The 22285-nt window shown below is 55.4% G+C and carries 24 protein-coding genes and 1 pseudogene; 16 read left to right on the forward strand and 9 right to left on the reverse strand.

Annotated features, from left to right (window positions below):
- Window positions 1–404 precede the first annotated feature (404 nt).
- Window positions 405–1295 (forward strand): YitT family protein, encoded by an 891-nt coding sequence (locus BQ7483_RS00600; RefSeq protein WP_072544465.1) that lies wholly within the window; start codon window positions 405–407, stop codon window positions 1293–1295.
- On the opposite strand, the gene BQ7483_RS00605 is transcribed toward BQ7483_RS00600, so the two are convergent.
- The 4 genes from BQ7483_RS00605 to truA form a co-directional block, all read right to left on the reverse strand.
- Complete coding sequence (locus tag BQ7483_RS00605) at window positions 1282–1929, reverse strand: DUF3256 family protein (protein WP_072544551.1); 648 nt, start codon at window positions 1927–1929, stop codon at window positions 1282–1284. The genes BQ7483_RS00600 and BQ7483_RS00605 overlap by 14 nt on opposite strands.
- Window positions 1930–1941: 12 nt before the next feature.
- Window positions 1942–2430 carry a GAF domain-containing protein gene (locus tag BQ7483_RS00610; RefSeq protein WP_022021061.1) on the reverse strand — a complete coding sequence of 163 codons (489 nt, stop codon included), beginning with the start codon at window positions 2428–2430 and terminating at the stop codon, window positions 1942–1944.
- A 92-nt stretch (window positions 2431–2522) separates the two neighbouring features.
- Window positions 2523–3422: a DMT family transporter gene (locus BQ7483_RS00615; protein ID WP_022021062.1), complete on the reverse strand. Its 900-nt coding sequence runs from the start codon at window positions 3420–3422 to the stop codon at window positions 2523–2525.
- Window positions 3423–3448: 26 nt separating this feature from the next.
- Window positions 3449–4201 carry a tRNA pseudouridine(38-40) synthase TruA gene (truA, locus tag BQ7483_RS00620; RefSeq protein WP_072544466.1) on the reverse strand — a complete coding sequence of 251 codons (753 nt, stop codon included), beginning with the start codon at window positions 4199–4201 and terminating at the stop codon, window positions 3449–3451.
- A gap of 100 nt (window positions 4202–4301) precedes the next feature.
- Between truA and BQ7483_RS00625 the strand changes: the two genes are divergently transcribed.
- Window positions 4302–4988, forward strand: a complete 687-nt coding sequence (locus tag BQ7483_RS00625; RefSeq protein WP_022021064.1) for a DUF5715 family protein — start codon at window positions 4302–4304, stop codon at window positions 4986–4988.
- A 108-nt stretch (window positions 4989–5096) separates the two neighbouring features.
- On the opposite strand, the gene BQ7483_RS00630 is transcribed toward BQ7483_RS00625, so the two are convergent.
- Complete coding sequence (locus BQ7483_RS00630; protein ID WP_072544467.1) at window positions 5097–6620, reverse strand: bifunctional ADP-dependent NAD(P)H-hydrate dehydratase/NAD(P)H-hydrate epimerase; 1524 nt, start codon at window positions 6618–6620, stop codon at window positions 5097–5099.
- A 158-nt stretch (window positions 6621–6778) separates the two neighbouring features.
- On the opposite strand from BQ7483_RS00630, the gene BQ7483_RS00635 reads away from it, so the two are divergent.
- The 3 genes from BQ7483_RS00635 to BQ7483_RS00645 all read left to right on the forward strand — a co-directional run bounded on the left by BQ7483_RS00635 (window position 6779) and on the right by BQ7483_RS00645 (window position 9558).
- Entirely contained in the window at window positions 6779–8317 is a 1539-nt protein-coding gene (locus BQ7483_RS00635; protein WP_072544468.1) for a peptide MFS transporter, read from the forward strand.
- A 39-nt stretch (window positions 8318–8356) separates the two neighbouring features.
- Window positions 8357–8896, forward strand: a complete 540-nt coding sequence (hpt, locus tag BQ7483_RS00640) for a hypoxanthine phosphoribosyltransferase (protein ID WP_072544469.1) — start codon at window positions 8357–8359, stop codon at window positions 8894–8896.
- 89 nt (window positions 8897–8985) lie between these two features.
- On the forward strand, window positions 8986–9558 hold the full coding sequence (locus tag BQ7483_RS00645) for an adenylate kinase (protein WP_022021068.1): 573 nt from the start codon (window positions 8986–8988) through the stop codon (window positions 9556–9558).
- 120 nt (window positions 9559–9678) lie between these two features.
- Here the strand turns inward: BQ7483_RS00645 and BQ7483_RS00650 are convergent.
- Window positions 9679–10083: pseudogene (locus BQ7483_RS00650) on the reverse strand (HU family DNA-binding protein); the annotation flags it as partial.
- 308 nt (window positions 10084–10391) lie between these two features.
- Between BQ7483_RS00650 and BQ7483_RS00655 the strand changes: the two are divergent.
- The 7 genes from BQ7483_RS00655 (at window position 10392) to BQ7483_RS00685 (ending at window position 16977) form a co-directional block, all read left to right on the forward strand.
- Window positions 10392–11495: a DUF5700 domain-containing putative Zn-dependent protease gene (locus BQ7483_RS00655; protein ID WP_072544471.1), complete on the forward strand. Its 1104-nt coding sequence runs from the start codon at window positions 10392–10394 to the stop codon at window positions 11493–11495.
- Between the two features lie 68 nt (window positions 11496–11563).
- Window positions 11564–12745, forward strand: a complete 1182-nt coding sequence (gene obgE / locus BQ7483_RS00660) for a GTPase ObgE (RefSeq protein ID WP_072544472.1) — start codon at window positions 11564–11566, stop codon at window positions 12743–12745.
- Complete coding sequence (pgeF, locus tag BQ7483_RS00665) at window positions 12742–13560, forward strand: peptidoglycan editing factor PgeF (protein WP_072544473.1); 819 nt, start codon at window positions 12742–12744, stop codon at window positions 13558–13560. Before obgE ends, pgeF begins: the two co-directional genes overlap by 4 nt.
- Before the next feature lie 96 nt (window positions 13561–13656).
- On the forward strand, window positions 13657–14325 hold the full coding sequence (locus BQ7483_RS00670) for a B3/B4 domain-containing protein (RefSeq protein WP_072544474.1): 669 nt from the start codon (window positions 13657–13659) through the stop codon (window positions 14323–14325).
- On the forward strand, window positions 14322–14954 hold the full coding sequence (locus BQ7483_RS00675; RefSeq protein ID WP_072544475.1) for a M23 family metallopeptidase: 633 nt from the start codon (window positions 14322–14324) through the stop codon (window positions 14952–14954). The genes BQ7483_RS00670 and BQ7483_RS00675 overlap by 4 nt, the downstream gene beginning before the upstream one ends.
- Window positions 14955–15016: 62 nt before the next feature.
- Window positions 15017–16024: a PhoH family protein gene (locus BQ7483_RS00680; RefSeq protein ID WP_022021075.1), complete on the forward strand. Its 1008-nt coding sequence runs from the start codon at window positions 15017–15019 to the stop codon at window positions 16022–16024.
- A 5-nt stretch (window positions 16025–16029) separates the two neighbouring features.
- A complete protein-coding gene (locus BQ7483_RS00685) occupies window positions 16030–16977 on the forward strand; it encodes a phosphoribosylaminoimidazolesuccinocarboxamide synthase (protein ID WP_022021076.1) in 948 nt (315 codons plus the stop codon).
- Between the two features lie 133 nt (window positions 16978–17110).
- Here BQ7483_RS00685 and BQ7483_RS00690 read toward each other — a convergent pair whose 3' ends face one another.
- Genes BQ7483_RS00690 through BQ7483_RS00700 form a run of 3 tightly spaced genes read right to left on the reverse strand, consistent with a single transcriptional unit; the run spans window position 17111 to window position 18611 of the window.
- Entirely contained in the window at window positions 17111–18049 is a 939-nt protein-coding gene (locus BQ7483_RS00690) for a HipA domain-containing protein (RefSeq protein ID WP_072544476.1), read from the reverse strand.
- Entirely contained in the window at window positions 18046–18387 is a 342-nt protein-coding gene (locus BQ7483_RS00695) for a HipA N-terminal domain-containing protein (protein ID WP_072544477.1), read from the reverse strand. Before BQ7483_RS00695 ends, BQ7483_RS00690 begins: the two co-directional genes overlap by 4 nt.
- Window positions 18384–18611, reverse strand: coding sequence for a helix-turn-helix transcriptional regulator (locus BQ7483_RS00700; RefSeq protein WP_022021079.1), 228 nt, complete (start codon window positions 18609–18611; stop codon window positions 18384–18386). The genes BQ7483_RS00695 and BQ7483_RS00700 overlap by 4 nt, the downstream gene beginning before the upstream one ends.
- A 240-nt stretch (window positions 18612–18851) precedes the next feature.
- Between BQ7483_RS00700 and ubiE the strand changes: the two genes are divergently transcribed.
- Genes ubiE through BQ7483_RS00720 form a run of 4 tightly spaced genes read left to right on the forward strand, consistent with a single transcriptional unit; the run spans window position 18852 to window position 22263 of the window.
- On the forward strand, window positions 18852–19589 hold the full coding sequence (gene ubiE, locus BQ7483_RS00705; RefSeq protein ID WP_022021080.1) for a bifunctional demethylmenaquinone methyltransferase/2-methoxy-6-polyprenyl-1,4-benzoquinol methylase UbiE: 738 nt from the start codon (window positions 18852–18854) through the stop codon (window positions 19587–19589).
- 15 nt (window positions 19590–19604) lie between these two features.
- On the forward strand, window positions 19605–20351 hold the full coding sequence (locus tag BQ7483_RS00710; RefSeq protein WP_072544478.1) for a shikimate dehydrogenase family protein: 747 nt from the start codon (window positions 19605–19607) through the stop codon (window positions 20349–20351).
- Between the two features lie 10 nt (window positions 20352–20361).
- Complete coding sequence (locus BQ7483_RS00715; protein ID WP_072544479.1) at window positions 20362–21330, forward strand: alpha/beta hydrolase; 969 nt, start codon at window positions 20362–20364, stop codon at window positions 21328–21330.
- Window positions 21331–21348: 18 nt separating this feature from the next.
- Window positions 21349–22263 (forward strand): TPM domain-containing protein, encoded by a 915-nt coding sequence (locus BQ7483_RS00720; protein ID WP_022021083.1) that lies wholly within the window; start codon window positions 21349–21351, stop codon window positions 22261–22263.
- Window positions 22264–22285: the final 22 nt, after the last annotated feature.

Below are 22285 nucleotides of genomic sequence, written 5' to 3' on the forward strand. Positions count from 1 at the left end.
TAATTTTCCCATGCTTGTGGAGGCAGGAAAAAGAAGGCACACATTATAATATTTCACGCGGGCGCATCGCGCGCGCATGACAATTACAATTACAGTTTCGGATAAGAAAACGGCGACTTCCCGTCCGGAAAGCAATGATTTGAAGAGGGGAAAACAACGTGCAAGAACTACAGAGAGAATGTGCACAAGAAAAAAGCAGGACACATACAAGGAAGAAAGAGAATATGCACACTCAATAACAAGGAAGAAGTTACAAACAAAATTGCTTTTCCAACAAGCCGCAACCACCTATTACAATTACAATTACAGTTGAATGAAAAAATCCGGCTTTTCTTGTTTCTGAACAAAAGAAGAATTAATTTTGCGCCCGTTTTCTAAGACCTTATACTAAATTGAAGAAGAAAATGAACGCAAAACTTAAACTTCCATCCAAACAAGCGGCTATCCATGAAGCCAAAGATTACCTCATGATAGCCTTGGGCATGATTATGTACGGCATCGGATGGACCGTATTCCTGCTGCCCAACGACATCACCACGGGAGGCGTCCCCGGCATTGCATCCATTGTTTATTTCGCCATCGGGCTTCCTGTACAGTACGTCTATTTCTCCATCAACTTCATCCTGCTGCTCCTGGCCATCCGCATTTTGGGATGGAAGTTCAGCATCAAGACTATCTTTGCCGTATTTACCCTGACCTTCTTTCTGTCGGTCATCCAACGAGTAACCCAAGGCATCACGCTGCTTCACGACCAGCCGTTCATGGCCTGCGTCATTGGCGCCTCATTCTGCGGAAGCGGCATTGGCATCGCCTTCTCGTCGAACGGCAGCACAGGTGGCACGGATATCATTGCAGCCATCATCAACAAATATCGGGACATCACGCTGGGCAAGGTTATGCTGATCTGCGACCTCATCATTATTTCGTCCAGTTATTTCGTTCTGAAAGATTGGGAAAAAGTTGTATACGGATACGTTACCTTGTACATCTGCAGCTTTGTCCTCGACCAGGTGGTGAACAGTGCGCGCCAGTCGGTACAGTTCTTCATCATCAGCGACAAATACGAAGAGATAGGCAAGCACATCAACGTCTATCCGCATCGCGGCGTGACGGTCATCAATGCCTCGGGTTTCTATACAGGCAAGGAAATCAAGATGTTGTTCATCCTGGCCAAGAAACGCGAGTCGGGCATCATCTTCCACCTGATCAAAGAGATTGACCCGCACGCGTTCGTGTCACAAAGCGCCGTCATCGGTGTCTACGGCGAAGGCTTCGACCGCATCAAAGGGAAGTGACGGGCACGAAACGTCCTTCCCTCCACACATATTTCAGCACGGGGCGAATGAAAGGTTTCAACACTTCATTCGCCTCTTTGTCTATATAGCGGGGTGTCGTGAAGGTGAACGTCAGCGTATCGTCCTTGGCAGAGAGATCGGCCATGACCAGCGTCATGTCCACCTGGCTCAAGGCCTGCCGTACGCCATTGTCGGCCACCGAATCGGAGACAGAAAGGAAGTCCTCCAGCACAGGCTGCCGGAGGAAAGAAGAGGCAGGAAGCTCCTTCCAACCCGTAGTATAGAAACGGATGTCGCTATCGGGTACAGGACCGTTGACGGTAGAAACCGTACACACGACACGCGTCGAGTCGTTCACGTCCAGCACCTTCATCTGCCAAAAGCTGCGGCTGGTCATCTGCATGCGGATATAGTCGGGGGTCAGTTCTGTCATTTCGGACTTCTGCCCCAAGCGGTTGGTCACTTCCGCCCGCATCTTGCTTTCCAGAAAATCGATGAAATCAGCTTTGTTGACAGCCGTCAGCAAGGGGGTCAGGCTATCGGGCATAGCCTTGAAACAGTCCTTGGCAGTCTGCCCGAACAAGGGAGCTACCCCCAAAAGGACCGCATATATAAAAGTATACAGCTTTTTCATTTCCATCAGTCTTTATTTGTCAGCATTGTGGCGGAGCAGACGGCACACCTCCTGCAAGAAGCGGACATCCACCTCGTCGAACGTATTGAGTTCACTACTGTCTATATCGAGCACACCCCATACCTCGCCCGCACCGCCGGTCAACGGTACGACGATTTCCGAACGCGAAAGCGAGCTGCAGGCTATATGGCCGGGGAAAGCATCAACATCGGGCACCACCAGCGTACGGGCTTCCTGCCAGGCCGTACCACAGACGCCCCGCCCCTTGCGGATGCGCGTACAGGCCACAGGCCCTTGAAAGGGTCCCAGCACCAGTTCCTCGCCCGACACCCGATAGAAACCTACCCAAAAGAAACCGAACGTTTCCTTCAAGGCAGCCGCCACATTGGCCAGATTGGCCACTTCATCGGTTTCACCCGACAGAAGTCCCTGAAGCTGCGGAAGCAGGGCCTCGTAGCGTTCTTCCTTCGTGCCGCCACTGATATACAAATCTTCTGCCATAACATGAATTGAGTTTAAATCCGGTTGCAAATATGAGAATTAACGCCGAAAGATACAAGACCGGCCGACGTTAATTCTCCTTTATCGCCCCGTCAACGGCTGCCCAGATAGAGGAAGAACATGCCGATGAGCACCAGGATGAGGTCGACCGCCTTGCTCTTGAGGTTCTTCTCGTGGAAGAACAGGGCACCGAAGAGGAAGGAAACCACCACACTGCCACGACGCACCATCGAAACGATGGAAATCATGGAGTCTTCGTAGCTGAGGGCGTAGAAGTAGGCGAAATCGGCCGCACAAAGAAACAGGGAAATACCGACAATGGTCCACTTCCAATGGAAAGGAGTACTGGTCTTGCGCTGGGGGTACCACAACAGCAGAATGATGGGACACATGATGAACACCTGATAGACATTGTACCACGACTGTACCAGCATGGGATGGAGGCGCGTCATCAGATACTTGTCGTACAGGCCACTGACGGCCCCTGTCACTGCCGCCAGTACGATGAACAGAATCCACTTGTTGTGCTGGAAGTCGATGCCTTCCTTCTTGCCCGAACGGCTCAGCATAAAGAAGGATAGCACGGCCAGCAACACGCCGGCCCACTGATACAGATTCAGCCGTTCGCCAAAGAAGAGCAAGGCTCCTACCAGCACCATGACAGGGCGGGTGGCATTAATCGGCCCCACGATGGTGAGCGGCAGGTGCTTCATGCCGAAATAACCGAAAATCCATGATGAAAGCACGATGAACGACTTGAGCAGGATGTACTTGTGTTCCTCCCATCCCGCCACCGGCATGTCGAACATTGTCCCACGGAGTACGTCGGGAGCCCAGAAGGACAAGAGGATGAAAGGCAGAAACACCAGACTGGAAAAAATTGTGTTCAGAAAGAGGACAGGCAGCACGGCATTGTCGCGCAACGACTCCTTCTTGAAGGCATCATAAAATCCCAGCAACGCGGCCGAGAGAAAAGCAAGCAATAACCACATGGGAGAGAAATATCAAATATAAAATATCAAATATCAAACAAGGAATCGGGATAGGTGACGTCTACCAGAAAAAGGGCATTGCCCGGCACGGACGTACCCGCCCTGCAACGGTCCTTCTGCTCGATGACGCGACGGAACCCAGCCACGTCCATCTTGCCACGCCCCACCTCGAGCAGCGTACCTACCACCGCCCGCACCATGTTGCGCAAGAAGCGGTCGGCACGGATAGTGAACACCCACGTCACCTCGTCCACCTGCGTCCAGGCAGCTTCCATGATGCGGCAGTTGTTGGTCTTCACATCCGTGTGCAGCTTGCTGAAGCTGGTAAAGTCGGTATAGTCAAACAAAGCCCGGGCGGCCTCGTTCATACGGTCAAAGTCAGGCCGCTGGAAGAGGCGGCAACGATACTGACGGTCGAAGGGACGCTTGGCCGTCGTGACGTAATACCGGTACATGCGCGACGTGGCGTCGAAACGGGCGTGTGCTTCGGGCTTCACGGCCCGCAGGCGGTAGACCGAGATATCGGGCGGCAACAGACGGTTCAGCTTGTCTGTCATGAAAGCCTCATCGAGCAGACCGTCGGCATCAAAATGGGCCACCATGAGCGACGCATGCACACCCGCATCCGTCCGCCCGGCCCCCACCACACCGACCTCACGGCGCAGCAATGTGGACAAGGCTTTCTCCAGACACTCCTGCACACTCGCCCCGTTGGGTTGTACCTGCCAGCCGTGATAGGCCGTACCGTCGTAAGCTAAATCAATGAAATATCGTTGCATCAGATATCTTTTTAGGACGCAAAGGTACGGATAATTTTATATCTTTGCACGCGGTTTCCCAAAAACCACAAAGTAAAACGACTTAAAACAAGTAATGAAAATGAAACTGACCCAACGGGCCTCGCGCCTCCTCCCCTGCCTGCTGCTGGCAGCAGGCCTTGCCTCCGCCTTTACGGGATGTAAAAAGAAAGACATGTCGATGAAGATGAACGAGCCACGCAACATCCACGGCGTAGCCAACTTCGGCCGGACCTTCGGCGACCTGAACCAGAAACAGCTCAACGTGGCCCAAGCCATCGGCATCACCCCCATTGCCTCGCGTGAAGATGCGGAAGAGATGACCGACCAGCTGACCTTCATCGAGTCCAACGACCGCTATGCCGTCGACTCACTCACCCACTCCATCCCCTACCTGATACCAGGCGCCGCTGCCCTGCTGGATACCATCGGACAGAATTTCCTCGACTCGCTCGCTTCCAAGGGGCTCAACCCCAACCGTATCATCGTCACTTCCGTCCTACGCACGGAGAAAGACGTGAAGCGCCTGCGACGCCGCAACTCCAATGCCTCCAGCAACTCCACCCATGCCTACGGCACAACATTCGACGTCAGCTGGAAGCGCTTCCAAAAAGTGGAGGACGAGGACGGACGCCCCATGCAGGATGTCGGTGCCGACACACTGAAGCTGGTGCTCGCCGAAGTATTGCGCGACTTGAAACAGGCCGACCGCTGCTATGTGAAGTATGAAATCAAGCAGGCCTGCTTCCACATCACTTCACGGAAATAACGTTTGCAATGCAATATTCATCAGACATGGATGAAGCGGATCGCGTCTCAAAGGTGAAGCAGCGCCAATCCGCTCCATCCATGCCTGTATCCATTCCATGCCTTAAGTTCACTCGTCCTTATCTTCCAGCAGCTTCCATGCCAGGGGCAGGCAGGTAGCAATGTCGCCCGCCGTCATTCCCGTACGCCCCTGCTTGCGGGCAGCAATGTCGCCGGCCAGGCCGTGTACATAGACACCCAGCCGGGCAGCCGTCCCTGCATCATAGCCCTGTGCCAGCAAAGCCAGCAACACGCCCGTCAGCACATCGCCGCTTCCCCCTGTCGCCATGCCGGGATTGCCTGTGGTATTGAACCAGCAATGCCCTGAAGGCGCTATGACAGCCGTATAGGCACCCTTCAGCACGATGTACACACCCACGTTTTGTGCCAGCTCGCGCGCCTTCATCAGCCGTTCGTAGGAGTTCTGGCACTTGCCTACCAACCGCTCCAGTTCCTTGGGATGGGGCGTCAGAATGCTGCCGGCCGGCAGATGGTTCAGTCCTGAACGGTGTTCGCCCAGCGCATAGAGGGCATCGGCATCAATGACCATCGGCGTCTGGCAGGCACGAATCTGCTCCACAACCGCCTCCACCGTCTGAGGTTCCCGTCCCAGCCCCGGACCGATGCCCACAGCCTGATAATCGTCCGTATCGGTCGGCTCGGAGAAACGTGTCTCGTTGTAGTCCAGCTCGGTCATGGCTTCGGGTACGGATGATTGTACCATAAAGTTGTTGCAGAAGGGAACATGCACGGTCAGCAACCCCACGCCCGAACGCAGACAGCCCCGTGCCGACAGGATGGAAGCCCCCGCCATGCCCTGCGAACCGGCAATGAGCAGCGCGCGGCCGAAGTTGCCTTTGTGAGCGAAACGTCCGCGCGGACGGAGCAGGGAGGGCAGCTCGTCGTCATCGGCCAGTTCGAAATCGGTTTCCGTTTCTTCGATGGCTTCCTCGCTCAGGCCGATGTCCAGCAGACGCCATTCACCGACATAAGTTTCGTTCTCGGCAAAAAGGAAAGCCAGCTTGGGCAGTTGCAGGCTCAGGGTCAGGTCGGCCCGTACAATATGGGCTGCTATATTATAGGTATTGTCCTCGCCCATCAGACCCGAAGGTACGTCGATGGCCACCACATGGGCGGGCGAGGCGTTGATATACTTCACCACAGCGGCAAACCCTCCGCCCAACGGTTTATTCAGCCCGCTGCCGAAGAGGCCGTCCACCACCACGTGGTCTGCCGTCAGTGTGGGAGGGGCAAACTGGGTGGAGATTTCATGGAAAGTGATGCCTTCCACCTGCAGAAGGCGTTCACGGTTCACGGCACAGTCTTCGGAGAGTTTCCCCTGCGGGTTGAAGAGGAAGACTTCCAGCCGATAGCCCTGTTCGGCCATCAGTCGTGCCACGGCCAAAGCGTCGCCCCCATTGTTGCCGGGACCTGCAAATACAGTGAAAGGAGTGTCGGTATCGGGCCACTGCTCCATGATGGCGTCAGCCAACGCCCGTGCGGCCCGCTCCATCAGGTCGATGGAGGCAATGGGCTCGTGCTCGATGGTATAGGCATCCAGCTGACGGATGCCTGAAGTCGGAAATATTTTCATAATGCCTTGCTTACAGTTTTCCACAAAAGTAGGCATTCCGATTCTATTTCGCAAATGAAAACACGTTTCATGCCACCTTTCTGAAAAATGTAAAAGGCAAAAAGGAATGCATTCGCCCAATAATTCGTAACTTCGCGCCGCAAAAACAAATACCACTCATGAATACGACCAACAAACATCCCAAAGGCCTCTACCTGATTTTCGCCACCAGTACGGCCGAGCGCTTCAGCTATTACGGTATGCGCGCCATCTTCATTCTGTTTCTCACCCAAGCCCTGTTGCTCGACACCGAGACGGCTGCCTCCATCTACGGCAGCTACACGGGCCTCGTCTATCTGACTCCACTTATCGGCGGCTACGTGGCCGACAAGTATTGGGGTATCCGTCGCTCCGTCTTTTGGGGAGCCGTGCTGATGGCCGTCGGACAGTTTCTGATGTTCTTCAGTGCCTCCATGCTCGATGCACAGGAATTGTCGAGGGGACTGATGTACGGCGGACTGACCTTCCTTATATTGGGCAACGGCTTCTTCAAGCCCACGGTATCGTCGCTCGTCGGGCAGCTGTACGAACCCGGTGACCGTCGGCTCGACTCGGCCTATACCATCTTCTATATGGGCGTCAACGTGGGGTCGTTCCTCGCTCCACTTGTCTGCGGCTACTTCGGCGAGACGGGCAATCCGCAGGACTTCAAATGGGGCTTCCTGATTGCCGCCATCGTCACGGTATTTACAGTCGTAATCTTCGAAACGCAGAAGAACCGCTACCTCATCGGCCCCGACGGCCAACAGCTGGGCATCGTGCCCGATGCACGCAAAGAAACAGAAAGCACCTCCGTAAAGGTCCAGACGCCCGAGGAGGCCAGGCGCAAACGCCGCAACCTGTGGATATGCTGTGCGATGGCCGTCGTCCTGGCCCTGTTCTTCTACGGATGCTTCGGCAACGACTGGATCAGCATCGGCATCTTTACGGCCTGCATCGTCTTCCCGGCCAGCATCCTGATGGACGGCTCGCTCACCAAGATTGAACGCGACCGCATCCTGGTTATCTATATCATCGCCTTCTTCGTCATCTTCTTCTGGGCGGCCTACGAGCAGGCAGGCGCTTCGCTCACGCTGTTTGCCTCGGAGCAGACCGACCGCGTCATCTTCGGCTGGGAAATGCCTGCCTCGTGGATCCAGTCGTTCAACCCCTTATTCGTCGTCATCCTGGCTGCTGTCATGCCGGGCGTATGGGGAGCGTTGGCACGCCGGCACATGGAGCCTTCTTCGCCCACCAAGCAGGCCATCGGCCTGTTGCTCCTGTCGCTGGGCTATCTGGTCATCTGCATCGGTGTGAAAGACGTGCAGCCCGGCGTCAAGGTAAGCCTCATCTGGCTGACCGGCCTGTACTTCATCCACACGATGGGCGAGATTGCCCTTTCGCCCATCGGCCTGTCCATGGTGAACAAGCTGACACCCGTCCGCTTCGCCTCGCTGATGATGGGCATCTGGTACCTGTCCACGGCCACGGCCAACAAGTTTGCCGGCATGCTGTCGGGGCTCTATCCCGAGGCAGGAAAGGTGAAGACGCTGCTGGGTTACCGCATCGAGACGATGTTCGACTTCTTCCTGGTGTTCGTCGTCATGTCGGCTGCCGCGTCGCTCATCCTCTTCCTGCTGTCGAAGAAATTGCAGAAGATGATGCATGGAGTGGAATAAATTCGCTACCTTTGCAGCAATTTAATATTCACAAGTTCCATGGATTGCATACAGATTAAAGACAAGAAGTTCACCGTCTCCATCAAGGAGGAGGACATATTGAAAGAAGTGAGCCGCGTGGCCGACGAAATCAACCGTGACCTGGCCGGCAAGAACCCGCTCTTCCTGAGCGTGCTGAACGGTTCGTTCATGTTCACCGCCGACCTGATGAAACGCATCACCATCCCCTGCGAGATATCGTTCGTCAAACTGGCCTCCTACCAGGGCGTGTCGTCAACGGGGGCCGTCAAGGAAGTCATCGGCATCAACGAAGACCTGAGCGGACGCACCATAGTCATCGTGGAAGACATCGTGGATACGGGCCTCACCATGCAACGCCTGCTCGAAACGCTGGGTACCCGCGGACCGAAGGAGATACACATCGCCACCCTGCTCGTCAAGCCCGAGAAACTGAAGGTGGACCTCAACATCGAGTATGCCGCCATGCACATCCCCAACGACTTCATCGTGGGTTACGGACTGGACTACGACGGCTTCGGACGGAACTATAAGGACATTTATACCGTTGTAAACGAATAAAGCAGCGGTAAGCGGTGAACGGTTAGTGATGAGCCTTCATCCCTGACCGCTAATCGCTTACCACTAACCACTAACCACTAAATAAAGATATGTTGAACATTGTAATTTTCGGTGCCCCCGGTTCCGGCAAGGGCACACAAAGCGAGAGAATTGTAGCAAAGTATGGCATCAACCACATCTCCACAGGTGACGTGCTGCGTGCCGAAATAAAGAACGGAACCGAGCTGGGCAAGACAGCCAAAGGTTACATCGACCAGGGCCAGCTCCTCCCCGACAACCTGATTATTGACATCCTGGCTTCCACACTGGACAGCTTCAAGGACTCGAAAGGCGTCATCTTCGACGGCTTCCCCCGCACCATCGCACAGGCCGAGGCTCTGAAGAAGATGCTGGCCGAACGCGGACAGCAGGTGAGCGTGATGCTCGACCTCGACGTGCCCGAAGACGAACTGATGAAGCGCCTCATCCTGCGCGGACAGCAGTCGGGCCGTGCCGACGACAACGAGGAGACCATCAAGAAGCGTCTCACCGTTTATCACAGCCAAACCGCTCCGCTCATCGACTGGTACAAGCAGGAAGGCCTCTACGCGCATATCAACGGACTGGGCGAGCTGGAGACCATCACTGCCGACATCTGCAAGGCGATTGACGCAGTGAAGTAAACCGCTTCGCGCTACAAGCAAACACTCACCACAGATTACACGGATTCGCACAGATTGTTTTCAATCGTCTGTAACGGTCTGCGTAATCTGTGTTTTTTATATCCGCACGGAGCCTTCCGCTCACTTTGCCAGCTCCAGTTCCACCCACTCCACCTTGTCGGGCACCAGCGTACGGCTCGTCACCTTGCCGTTCTGTGCCCGTCGGTATTCGGGGATGAAACGCACGCGTACCTCGGTAAACTGCTGGGCCGACACCTCCTCGGGCGTATCCACGCCCTGCCCGTTGGCCTTTCCCGCCAGGTAAAATGTGCCCAATCCGTCCAACTTGACCGAATAACCGGCCTCCATGATGCCGCCCAGCACCTCGCCCAGTCCCAAGAGCACGGCATACGTGTCGCCCTTGCTCACCGTTGAAATCTGTGATAACCGCTCGGCCACTTCCATCGTATCCACCGCCCGCAATGTCAGCGAACGCGGATACCATTTTCCTTTCTGCTTCTGTTTCTTGAAATAAGCCATATCTTCTCTTCTGTTAAAGTGTTACTTCATACCTGATCCCTCAGGGAGTAAGGGGGGCATCCTATATAGGTTTCCCTACAATCATGTTACTTGATTCCATAAATCAACCTACTTGATTCATACAATCCAGTTACTTGATTCCCCCCTCAGCTACAAAGATAACATACCCGAAGCATATATGCAAGCCTGACAAGGCAGTATCTTCACATCATAAAATTACAGACTTGCAGCACGAAAAAATTTTATTTACATTTGTCGCTGTTAAACAATGATTTTTTACTGAACTTATGTTTTACTTAATCACTCATTTACACATGAAACACTGTATCATCACCATCTGCCTTCTGGCATCCTTCGTTGGGGGCATCCAGGCACAGACCACTCCAAGATATTCCATCGAATCGGCCGTCCGATTCATCGAACTGGCACGGGCTGCCGAACAGGGGAAGCAACCTTCCGAAGCCGATTGGGAAGCATTGTTTGCGACCAAAGGCTATCAGTCGTTCTTCAGTATCCGCACCGATTGGAAAGAATGGCAGCAGAATATCCGCAAGGCATTCACCACAGTCTTCGACCCTGCCTGCCGGGCCATGGCCGACAGCATCGCCCTGCAACCGATGGCAACGGACGCGCCTTTTGAAAATTACTTTATCGTAAACTTCTATCAGATCCGCCAGCGGATGGATTCGCTGGAACATTTCTTGCACCATTCTGATTTTGAACAACTCATGAAACAGGCATACAGCCGGGTGAAAGAGTTCCTGCCGGCTGATGCGAAAGATTTGCCCCTGGCCGACCTGCCGATGTTCTATCTGGCTTTCGACCCGGAGTCGCGCGCCATGGGCGGAGCCGTATTCTTCGACATCAACCAGGTGTATGAGGACGGCAAGGAAGGGTTCATCAACACAGCTGCCCACGAACTGCACCATCACTACATGGATGCGCTCTGGGACTTGCGCTATCCGAAGGACTCGGACGACCCGGCACTGACGGCTCTCGTATACAACCAAATGGAAGGCACGGCCGACCTCATCAGCAAACCTGAAATGCCCGTCACCAAACTGGGACTATACGGGCCGGAGATTGTCAAGATGTACAACGACGACTATGCCGCAACCCCCGAAGTACTGAAACAACTTGACAACCTGACGTGCGACTATGCAGCCGGAAAAATTACAGCCGAGCAATTTGAAGAGGCCGCCGGCTGCGCCCACTTTGGAGGACATACCACCGGCGACTACATGGTATTTCTCATCCGTGACCAATTGGGGCTTCAGACTGCCATCGACTGTTTTTGCGACATACCGGCCTTCGTCCGCCGCTACAACGAAGCAGCCGCCAAAGCCGACACTTATGTCTTTTCCGATGCATTTGTGCAATATATAGACAAGGTGTGCCAAGAAATGAAAGGCGAATAGCTTCCTATATCCTAATGTATGCGAAATTATTCGTATCTTTGCCAACGCATCTATAATATTATAGCATTATGGCAGAATCGAACTTTGTAGACTATGTAAAGATATACTGCCGCTCGGGCAAGGGCGGCCGAGGTTCCACACACATGCGCCGCGCCAAATACGTGCCCAACGGAGGGCCTGACGGTGGCGACGGCGGACGCGGGGGGCACGTCATCCTGCGCGGCAACCGCAACTATTGGACCCTGCTCCACCTGCGCTACGACCGCCACATCATGGCCGGTCACGGCGAATCGGGTTCCAAGAACCGCAGCTTCGGCAAAGACGGCGAGGACAAGGTCATCGAGGTGCCCTGCGGCACGGTGGTCTACAACGCCGAGACGGGCGAGTACATCTGCGACGTCACCGAACACGGACAGGAAGTGATCCTGCTGAAGGGAGGACGCGGCGGACTGGGCAACTGGCACTTCAAGACGGCTACCCGTCAGGCTCCGCGCTTCGCACAACCCGGCGAACCGATGCAGGAGATGACCGTCATCATGGAGCTGAAGCTGCTGGCCGACGTCGGACTGGTGGGCTTCCCCAATGCCGGCAAGTCAACTCTGCTATCGGCCGTATCGTCAGCCAAGCCGAAGATAGCCAACTATCCGTTCACCACGATGGAGCCCAACCTGGGCATCGTGTCCTACCGTGAAGGCAAGTCGTTCGTCATGGCCGACATCCCCGGCATCATCGAAGGAGCCAGTGAAGGCCGCGGACTGGGTCTGCGCTTCCTGCGCCACATCGAACGCAACTCGCTGTTGCTCTTCATGGTACCCGCCGACAGCGACGACATCACCAAGGAATACAACATCCTGCTGAACGAGTTGAAGAACTTCAACCCCGAAATGCTGGACAAGCAGCGCGTACTGGCCATCACCAAGTGCGACATGCTGGACCAGGAACTGATGGACGAGATAGAGCCTACCCTGCCCCAGGACGTGCCCCACGTGTTCATCTCCGCCATCTCGGGCCTCGGCATCAACGTACTGAAGGATATCCTGTGGGAGGAACTAAACAAGGAGAGCAACAAGATTGAGGGCAAGATAGAAAGCATCGCCCACCGCCCCAAGGACATGAGCCACCTGAAGGAGGAGCTGGCCGACGAAGGCGAAGACGAGGACCTCAGCATCGAGTATGTGGACGAGGACGACATCGAAGACCTCGAGGACTTCGAATACGAGGAAGAGGACTGGGAGGACGACAAGCAATGAGCCGCCTCAGCCCCGACAAACGAATGTTGGAGTATGCATTAAACGATGCATGCTCCGACATTTTTGCTTTCAGCACCACCCGCCACGGCGGCGTCAGCACAAGCACCTACGCCTCGCTGAACTGCACACCCTACACAGACGACTCGGCCGAGAACGTCCTCCGCAACCAGGAACTACTCCTGCAAGCCCTGCCGCAACGCCCCCAGGAGCTCGTCATCCCCTGGCAGACACACGGCACGGCCTCCCTCGTCATCGACACCGACTACCTGCAGGCCGACCCGCAGACACGCCACGAACGCCTGCAAAGCATCGACGCCCTTATCACCTGCGAGCCGGGCATCTGCCTCTGCATCTCGACGGCCGACTGCATTCCTATTCTATTGTATGACCAAAGGCACCGCGCCATCGCCGCCGTCCATGCCGGCTGGCGGGGAACGGTGAACCGCATCGTTCGGCACACGCTGGAGCGGATGCAAACGCTCTACGGCACGGAGGGCAAAGACGTGCAGGCTGTTATCGGCCCCGGCATCTCGCTTGCCGCCTTCGAGGTGGGCGAAGAGGTGTACGAAGCCTTCCGCACCGCCGACTTCCCCATGCCCTACATCGCCGAATGGCACAACGACACCCACAAGCACCACATCGACCTGTGGGCCGCCAACCAGCTGCAACTGCTGGACTTCGGCTTGCCCGACACGCAGATAGAAACCGCCGGCATCTGTACCTACACCCGCCACGAAGACTTCTTCTCCGCCCGCCGGCTGGGAATCAAGTCGGGCAGGATGCTGTCGGGAATCATGATGAAGAGCTATGAGTGACGAGCTACGAGCTACAAGTGACAAGTAATTGCGCAGCCCACTCGTCACTCGTAGCTTGTAGCTCGTAGCTAATTACAAACTAAAAACTTAAGTACTATGTACAACCTCACCGTATCCGAAGAACTGAAATCGCGCTGCCCCGAATACCGCGGAGCAGCCGTCTATGCCGAAGTGACCAATACGCTCCACAGCGAAGGCCTTTGGCAGGAAATAAACGCCTTTACCGACGAACTGCGTGCCGCCGACACGACCGAAGGCATCAAGCACCAACCCGCCATTGCCGCCACCCGCGAAGCCTACAAACGTTGCGGCAAGGACCCCAGCCGCTACCGTCCCTCCGCCGAAGCCCTGCGTCGGCGTCTGCTCCGCGGGCTGGAGCTGTACCAAATTGATACGCTGGTAGATCTCATCAACCTCGTCTCGCTGCGTACGGGATACAGCATCGGCGGCTTCGATGCCGACAAGATTCAAGGCACCAACCTCTGCCTGGGCATCGGACGGGCCGAAGAACCGTTCGAGGGCATCGGCCGCGGCGTGCTCAACATTGAAGGCCTGCCCGTCTTCCGCGATGCCGCAGGAGGTATCGGCACCCCTACCAGCGACAACGAACGCACCAAGATGGACGTCGGTACCCGCCACATACTGGCCGTCATCAACGGTTACGACGGCGACACGACCCGCCTACAACAGGCAGCCGAAATGACACAGGAACTTTTAAGAAAATACGCTTCGTCCGACGGTGGAAGCATCCATTACTTCGAATGAAAACATCGCTCATCATCCTCATCGGCTTTCTGCTGACCCTACCAGTGCATGCCCAGCAGAAGGCAGGCGCCTTCTCCAACATGGAGGTGAACCACATCCGCGTGGCTACGCCGGGACTATTCGACAAGACCAAAACCATCCTGCTGCACCTCGACAGCCTGGAGCAGAAGGACTATTGCTTCCCCCTGCCCGGCGGCAAGGTCATCTCGCCCTACGGACGGGGAGGCGGACGGCACACGGGCGTAGACATCAAGACCCGGGCCAACGACACCATCCGCAGTGCCTTCGGCGGCGTGGTACGCATGTCGAAGCCCTACAGCGCCTATGGCAACGTCATCGTGGTGCGCCACCCCTCCGGCCTGGAGACCGTCTACAGCCACAACTCCAGGAACCTGGTACACAGCGGCGACACCGTCAAGGCCGGCCAGGCCATTGCCCTGACAGGACGCACGGGGCGCGCCACTACCGAGCACCTGCACTTCGAGACACGCATAAACGGCCAGCACTTCAACCCCAACATTCTCTTCAACATGAAAGAAGAAAGCCTGCGGCACGAATGCATCCGCTGTACCAAGAACGCGAACGGCATCGTCGTCAGGCCGGTGTTGAAAAATAACGGTGCGAAGTGATAGGGTTTTCGAAACGATTCACTAACTTTGCAAGGCATTTCAATGAACATTAAACCATATCAATGATAGAAAAACTGATTGTCCTCGAAGATATCGACCCCGTCATCTTTTACGGCGTAAACAACGCCAACATGCAGCTGATAAAAGCCCTTTACCCCAAACTGCGCATTGTGGCGCGCGGCAATGTCATCAAGGTGCTGGGCGACGAGGAGGAAATGTGTGCCTTCGAAGAGAATATCGTCAAGCTGGAGAAGCATTGCGCCGAATACAACTCGCTGAAAGAGGAAGCCATTATCGACATCATCAAGGGCAATGCGCCTCAGGCGGAGAAGAGCGGCAACGTCATCGTGTTCAGCGTGACGGGCAAACCCATCATCCCCCGGAGCGAGAACCAGCAGAAACTGGTGGATGCCTTCCACAAGAATGATATGGTGTTTGCCATCGGCCCGGCCGGATCGGGCAAGACCTACACCGCCATCGCCCTGGCCGTGCGTGCCCTGAAGAACAAGGAAATTAAGAAAATCATCCTCAGCCGCCCCGCCGTGGAGGCAGGCGAGAAGCTCGGCTTCCTGCCCGGCGACATGAAGGACAAGATAGACCCGTACCTGCAACCGCTCTACGACGCCCTGCAGGACATGATACCCGCCGCCAAACTGAAGGAATACATGGAGCTGAACATCATCCAGATAGCTCCGCTGGCCTTCATGCGCGGACGTACGCTGAACGACGCCGTCGTTATCCTCGACGAGGCACAGAACACCACTACCGCCCAAATCAAGATGTTCCTCACCCGCATGGGCATGAACACCAAGATGATCGTGACGGGCGACATGACACAGATTGACCTTCCCTCCTCGCAAACCTCCGGCCTCGTACAGGCTCTGAAGATATTGAAAGGAGTAAAGGGCATCAGCTTCATCGAGCTGAACAAAAAGGATATCGTCCGTCACAAACTGGTGACACAGATTGTGGAGGCGTACGAGAAGTTTGAAAAAGAGCAGAAAGCGGAACGCGAACGTCAAAAAGAAGAAAAGAAAAGCCAAGCAACCAATACTAATCAAAATACATAATAGTTATGAAACAAGCATTAACTAAAACGGACTATCATTTTCCTGGCCAGAAGAGTGTGTATCACGGAAAAGTACGTGACGTGTACAACATCAACGACGAAAAGCTCGTCATGGTAGCAACCGACCGTATCTCGGCCTTCGACGTCATCCTGCCGAAAGGCATCCCCTTCAAGGGCCAAATGCTGAATCAGATTGCCGCCAAGTTCCTGGATGCCACAACAGACATCTGCCCCAACTGGAAGCTGGCTACACCCGATCCGATGGTAACCGTCGGCGTGCTGTGCCAAGGTTTCCCTGTGGAAATGATTGTACGCGGCTACCTCTGTGGTTCGGCCTGGCGTGCCTACAAGAGCGGTGTACGCGAAATCTGCGGTGTACGTCTGCCCGAAGGCATGAAGGAAAACCAGAAGTTCCCCGAACCCATCATCACTCCGACAACCAAAGCTGAAATCGGCGAACACGATGCCGACATCTCCAAGGAAGAAATCCTGGCACGCGGCCTGGCCACTCCTGAAGAATATGCCCTGCTGGAGAAGTACACACTGGCCCTCTTCCAGCGCGGTACGGAAATCGCAGCCGCACGCGGCCTCATCCTGGTAGACACCAAATACGAGTTCGGCAAGCACAACGGTCAGATTTATCTGATGGACGAAATCCATACGCCCGACTCCAGCCGCTACTTCTACAGCGAAGGCTACGAAGAGCGCTTTGCCAAAGGCGAACCGCAGAAACAGCTCTCCAAGGAGTTTGTACGCGAATGGCTGATGGACAACGGTTTCCAGGGAAAGGCCGGACAACAGGTGCCCGAGATGACCGACGAGATCGTCACTTCGATCAGCGAACGCTACATCGAGCTGTACGAGCACATCACCGGCGAGAAGTTCGTCCGTGAGACAAGCGAAGACATCGCTGCCCGCATCGAAAAGAACGTAACGGAATATCTGAGCAAGTAACGCAAGCTAAGAAGAAGCGCACCAGCTTCGGACATACATACAATGACGCGGATTACGCGGAATCAGAGGGATTTCTTCATCCCAAGTTCCACGCAATCCGCGTCTGTTTTTACCAAGTCCGTCCACCAGCCTGTCAGCGCAGCATCACCACACGGCGTAAGATAAGTCTCTTGTACTGCCGCTTCAAGTCGTCGGGCAGGAAAGAGCTGTCTATCAGTTCGAACCACTTGGGCAAGGCCCGACTGAAACGACGGGAAAGGTTTTCGATGACCTTCTCGTCCACCCCCGAAGCGGTGATGGCTTTATGGAAATCGGCCTTGCGCAGCCGGTTCTTCTTCCCGTTGAGCGTCAAGGCCAGCTCCTCGGTATCTTCAGGCATCACCAACGTCGTGGACAGCATGTCGTAAGCCGGAGTCAGCGTATATCCTCCCATCAGATTGTAAAGAGAAAAATTCTTGAGGTGCATATCCGCATTGCCCGTTATCCAACAGAACACCACCACCTCCCAGAAGTTGATGACATCCAGCTGGGGCGTAGAGGAGTAACGCCGGATCAGCTTGGCTATCTGTTCATAAGAACCTTTGTACTTGTATTCGGTAAGTCGCTCGGACAGCTGGCACATATCCTCCATGGCTACCTTGCGCCCGTCGGGCAGACGGTCGATGCGGCGGGTAATGTAACACAATTCACCGTCGCTGAAACGTATCAGGCTGTGAGGCACCACACTGATTTTAACAGCTTCGGCCAGATGCATGGTGACATCTTCCAATTCGGGCAAGGCGCGGTAGGACTGCGTCTGCGGCTTCAGAATAAAACGTCCCCACAGACCTACGATGGTGAAACGGTCGGGCTCATTGCGCCCACCCCGGTTGATGTCGAGTGAAAGCTTGGCCTGCACACCGGTTAGGGTCGTCTGGCTGCGCACCACCTTGCGTGCCAGGTCGCCCAACTGGCCCCGCACATAAGGCAGTTCGGGTGCCGTGCGGACACCGAAAAACTTGCGGGCACAGGCCGGATGAAAATCCGTCATCCCCTCACCCAATTCCTTGTAGCAATACAGACATCGGCTCATGGCTTCTCCTCCTCTCTTGTTTCGTCATCGGGTATCACACTGACGGCTCCTATACAGTCTTTGCAGCAGGCCAACAAGAGTGACATGCGGTCGCGCTGATTGATCTTCCAGCTCCGTTCGGCAATGTCCAGCAGCCAGCCTTCGGGTATCAGTCCGTCGAAGAACGGGAAAAGCACCGTATCATGGTAGGGCTTCTCGCCCAGCGGCAGCGTCAGACTGACCGCAGCCGCATCGGGCAAGGCCAGATAATCAGTGTCATACGTAAACGTAAACCCGTTCTCATCTTCTACCAGCCGGCCTGCCAACCGGTCGTGCAGATATACTTTGGCACGCTTCATGACCTATCCTCCCTTTTCTTTACGTTCATCTCCACCGGTCCCACCTGACGGCCGAACAGGCTGAGCACCTGGTTCACCTTATCCATCCGCAAGGTCTGCTTGCCCTGCTCTAGGTCGCGTACAAAGCGCAAACCCACTCCCGACTTGTCGGCCAAATCCACTTGCGTCAACCCAAACTGCTTGCGCATCTCCTTTACAAAGTCTGCTATTACCGTATATTCCATACTTTATACCCTTTCGGGTACAAATATAATAATATATTCCACTGATTATACCTTTTAGGGTATAATTCATTTATACAAACAGACTTTTATACCCAGTCGGGTATAGTAGCAACCGAAATCATCCCGACGGTTATCCATCCATTCAAAGACTGAGAATAACAGACGAAAGGGAAAATCGGCCACAAACTATCAATTCAATCACTTTTTTTTTAACTTTGCGCACAAATAGACTACAATATCATGGACTACCCGCAAGAAAAAGTCATGCCCTACGGCAAGGAAGGGAAAAAGAGCGAGCAGGTAGAACAAATGTTCGACCACATCGCCCCCACCTACGACCAGCTCAACCATACCCTCTCACTGGGGATTGACCGCAGCTGGCGCAGGAAAGCCATCCACACGCTCCGTCCCTTCCGTCCGCAACGGATGCTGGACGTGGCTACCGGTACCGGCGATTTTGCCATCCTGGCCTGCCGCGAACTGCACCCCCAGTCGCTCATCGGCATAGACATTTCGGAGGGGATGATGAACGTAGGCCGTGAAAAGGTACGTCAGGCCGGACTGGCAGACCGCATCGCCTTCGCGCGCGAAGATTGCACCGCCCTCACCTTTGCCGACGCCACTTTCGACGCGGTGACGGTTGCCTTCGGCATCCGCAACTTCGAGAAACTCGATCTCGGACTGAGTGAAATGTGCCGTGTGCTCCGTCCGGGAGGCCACCTGGTCATCCTCGAACTTTCCACACCCGACCGCTTCCCCATGAAGCAGTTGTTTTTCCTCTATTCCAAGGTAGTGATGCCCCTTATCGGCAAGCTGGTGTCGAAAGACAACAGCGCCTACACCTACCTGCCCGAAAGCATCCGGGCTTTCCCTCAAGGTGAAGTCATGCAACAGGCCCTCCGCCATGCCGGTTTCAGCCAAGTCCGTTTCCGGCGGTTGACGTTCGGCACCTGCACGCTATATTTTGCAACGAAATAATTAAATCAGACGATTATGGACAAATACGGTTTAATAGGCTATCCGCTGAAGCATTCATTCTCCATCAGCTATTTCAATGAGAAATTTCAATCGGAAAACATTGACGCCGAATACGTGAACTTCGAGATACCACGTATTGAGGACTTTATGGAAGTGGTCGAAGAGAATCCCAATCTCCGTGGCCTCAACGTCACCATCCCTTACAAGGAACAGGTTATCCCCTATCTGGACGAGCTGGACAAAGATACGGCCAAGATCGGCGCGGTCAACGTCATCAAGATTATCCCGCAGGGCAAGGGAGACGTCAAGCTTGTGGGTTACAATTCAGACATCATCGGCTTTACACGTTCCATCGAACCGCTGCTGCAATCCCATCATGTAAAAGCGCTCATTCTCGGCACAGGCGGTGCCTCCAAGGCTGTCTTCCACGGACTGGCCAATCTGGGTATCGAAGCCACTTTCGTATCGCGCACCAAGAAAAGCAACGACATACTGACCTATCAGGAACTGACCCCTGAAATCATGCAGGAGCATACGGTCATCGTCAACACCACCCCGCTCGGCATGTATCCCAATGTAGACGCCTGCCCCGACATCCCCTATGACCAGCTGACCCCCAACCATCTGCTGTACGACCTGCTGTACAATCCGCACGAAACCCTCTTCATGAAGAAAGGCATGGAACGGGGAGCCACCGTGAAGAACGGACTCGAGATGCTGTTGCTACAGGCATTCGTATCCTGGGAGATCTGGAACAAATAACGCCATCCGAATGAAGAAAGCACTCCGATACACACTGGTCGTCCTCGTCGTACTGGCCGCTGTACTGACAGGAGCCGGCTACTACATGGTGGACTATGCCCTGAAGCCCGAAGGCCTAGTGACCCGCAGCCGCGACATCCCGAGTTCTCTGGAATACATGCACCAGACGTATCCCGAAGTGGGAAACTGGATAGATAGTTTACAGAGCGTCCAGGCCCTCCGCGACCTTTACATCGAAAACGAAGAAGGTACGAAGCTCCACGCGCTCTATGTTCCTGCCGCCGACTCCACCGGCCGAACGGCTGTCATCGTACACGGCTATACAGACAATGCCGTCCGCATGCTGATGATAGGCTACCTCTACAGCCGCCGGCTGGGCTACAACATCCTGCTGCCCGACCTGTACGGACACGGGATGAGCGAAGGCACCGAAGTACAGATGGGCTGGAAAGACCGCCTCGACGTGCTGCGCTGGACGGAAGAAGCCAACCGGCTCTTCGGGAACCACACACAGATGGTGGTACACGGCATCTCGATGGGAGCCGCCACCACCATGTGCGTCGCAGGCGAAGTGCAGCACGGCCTGCACCGGCAGCCTTTCGTGAAGTGCTTCGTCGAAGACTGCGGATACACCAGTGCCTGGGACGAATTCAAGGGAGAACTGAAGAACCAGTTCGGCCTCCCCGCCTTCCCGCTGCTCCACGTGGCCAGTGCCCTCTGCGACATGAAGTATGGCTGGAGCTTTCAGGAAGCGTCACCGCTGGAACAGGTCGGGAAATGCACCCTGCCCATGCTCTTCATCCACGGCGACGCCGACACCTTCGTACCGACCTGGATGGTCTATCCGCTGTACGAAGCCAAGCCTGCCCCGAAGGAGCTCTGGATTGTACCCGGCGCCGAACATGCCGTGGCCTACAAGGAAAATGCCGAAGCCTATACCCGCAAGGTCGGCGACTTTGTCAGCAAATACATCCATTAACATAAGTAACAGATATCCATGAAACGAACGATAACATTCATCCTGCTTTTCTGCCTGTGGGGAATAACGGCCTGGGCACAGACCGTCTATACCCCCGACAACCTGCCCAAGGTGCATCTGCAGGACAAAACCCGCTATGCCGTCGACCCTGACGGCATCCTCACTCCCGCCGCACGCGACAGCATCGACCGCATGCTCTACCGGCTGGAACAGCAGACAGGCATCCAGACCGTTGTGGCCGTAGTGCCCAGCATCGGGGATGCAGACTGCTTCGACTTCTGCCACCAGCTGCTCAACTCGTGGGGCGTGGGACAGAAGGGGAGAGACAACGGCTTCGTCATCCTGCTCGTCACCGACCAGCGCTGCATCCAGTTCTACACCGGCTACGGCCTCGAAGGCCCCCTGCCCGACGCTATCTGCAAGCGCATCCAGACCCGCGACATGATTCCCTATCTGAAGGACGGACGCTGGAGTGAAGGCATGGTGGCCGGCGTACGTGCCACCTGTGCCCGCCTGGACGGCTCGATGGACAACGATGCGGCCGACGACGGAGCAGACGACGGCGTGGGCAGCGTATTCTTGGTGCTGCTCGGCATCGTCGCAGTGGGTGTGTTTCTTGCCGTACTGGCCATGCACGCAGCCTCCAGGTGTCCCAACTGTGGCAAGCACAAGCTGCAGCGCAGTTCGAGCCGTCTGGTATCCCGTCGCAACGGCGTGCGGACTGAAGACGTGACCTACACCTGCCGCAACTGCGGCCATCAGGTGGTGCGCCGCCAGCAGTCCTACGACGAGAACTACCGCGGACGGGGTGGAAGTGGCGGAGGTCCTTTCATCTTCGGAGGCGGAGGCGGCTTCGGTGGAGGCGGAGGCTTCGGCGGAGGCAGCTTCGGCGGAGGAATGGGCGGCGGAGGTGGAGCCGGTTCCCGGTTCTGACCCGTCCAACGTTTTATCACCC

The sequence above is a fragment of the Mediterranea massiliensis genome (assembly GCF_900128475.1).
In the GTDB taxonomy this organism is placed as follows: Bacteria; Bacteroidota; Bacteroidia; order Bacteroidales; family Bacteroidaceae; genus Bacteroides; species Bacteroides massiliensis_E.

Bases quoted from the DNA above. Each gene is read 5' to 3' on its own strand.
- hpt (WP_072544469.1), top strand. From the start codon at position 8,357: ATGGATTGCATACAGATTAAAGACAAGAAGTTCACCGTCTCCATCAAG.
- BQ7483_RS00710 (WP_072544478.1), top strand. From the start codon at position 19,605: ATGGACAAATACGGTTTAATAGGCTATCCGCTGAAGCATTCATTCTCC.
- pgeF (WP_072544473.1), top strand. From the start codon at position 12,742: ATGAGCCGCCTCAGCCCCGACAAACGAATGTTGGAGTATGCATTAAAC.
- obgE (WP_072544472.1), top strand. From the start codon at position 11,564: ATGGCAGAATCGAACTTTGTAGACTATGTAAAGATATACTGCCGCTCG.
- BQ7483_RS00635 (WP_072544468.1), top strand. From the start codon at position 6,779: ATGAATACGACCAACAAACATCCCAAAGGCCTCTACCTGATTTTCGCC.
- BQ7483_RS00610 (WP_022021061.1), bottom strand. From the start codon at position 2,430: ATGGCAGAAGATTTGTATATCAGTGGCGGCACGAAGGAAGAACGCTAC.
- BQ7483_RS00605 (WP_072544551.1), bottom strand. From the start codon at position 1,929: ATGAAAAAGCTGTATACTTTTATATATGCGGTCCTTTTGGGGGTAGCT.
- BQ7483_RS00655 (WP_072544471.1), top strand. From the start codon at position 10,392: ATGAAACACTGTATCATCACCATCTGCCTTCTGGCATCCTTCGTTGGG.
- BQ7483_RS00645 (WP_022021068.1), top strand. From the start codon at position 8,986: ATGTTGAACATTGTAATTTTCGGTGCCCCCGGTTCCGGCAAGGGCACA.
- ubiE (WP_022021080.1), top strand. From the start codon at position 18,852: ATGGACTACCCGCAAGAAAAAGTCATGCCCTACGGCAAGGAAGGGAAA.
- BQ7483_RS00675 (WP_072544475.1), top strand. From the start codon at position 14,322: ATGAAAACATCGCTCATCATCCTCATCGGCTTTCTGCTGACCCTACCA.
- BQ7483_RS00670 (WP_072544474.1), top strand. From the start codon at position 13,657: ATGTACAACCTCACCGTATCCGAAGAACTGAAATCGCGCTGCCCCGAA.
- BQ7483_RS00695 (WP_072544477.1), bottom strand. From the start codon at position 18,387: ATGAAGCGTGCCAAAGTATATCTGCACGACCGGTTGGCAGGCCGGCTG.
- BQ7483_RS00630 (WP_072544467.1), bottom strand. From the start codon at position 6,620: ATGAAAATATTTCCGACTTCAGGCATCCGTCAGCTGGATGCCTATACC.
- BQ7483_RS00685 (WP_022021076.1), top strand. From the start codon at position 16,030: ATGAAACAAGCATTAACTAAAACGGACTATCATTTTCCTGGCCAGAAG.
- BQ7483_RS00700 (WP_022021079.1), bottom strand. From the start codon at position 18,611: ATGGAATATACGGTAATAGCAGACTTTGTAAAGGAGATGCGCAAGCAG.
- BQ7483_RS00600 (WP_072544465.1), top strand. From the start codon at position 405: ATGAACGCAAAACTTAAACTTCCATCCAAACAAGCGGCTATCCATGAA.
- BQ7483_RS00690 (WP_072544476.1), bottom strand. From the start codon at position 18,049: ATGAGCCGATGTCTGTATTGCTACAAGGAATTGGGTGAGGGGATGACG.
- BQ7483_RS00715 (WP_072544479.1), top strand. From the start codon at position 20,362: ATGAAGAAAGCACTCCGATACACACTGGTCGTCCTCGTCGTACTGGCC.
- BQ7483_RS00720 (WP_022021083.1), top strand. From the start codon at position 21,349: ATGAAACGAACGATAACATTCATCCTGCTTTTCTGCCTGTGGGGAATA.
- BQ7483_RS00615 (WP_022021062.1), bottom strand. From the start codon at position 3,422: ATGTGGTTATTGCTTGCTTTTCTCTCGGCCGCGTTGCTGGGATTTTAT.
- BQ7483_RS00680 (WP_022021075.1), top strand. From the start codon at position 15,017: ATGATAGAAAAACTGATTGTCCTCGAAGATATCGACCCCGTCATCTTT.
- truA (WP_072544466.1), bottom strand. From the start codon at position 4,201: ATGCAACGATATTTCATTGATTTAGCTTACGACGGTACGGCCTATCAC.
- BQ7483_RS00625 (WP_022021064.1), top strand. From the start codon at position 4,302: ATGAAACTGACCCAACGGGCCTCGCGCCTCCTCCCCTGCCTGCTGCTG.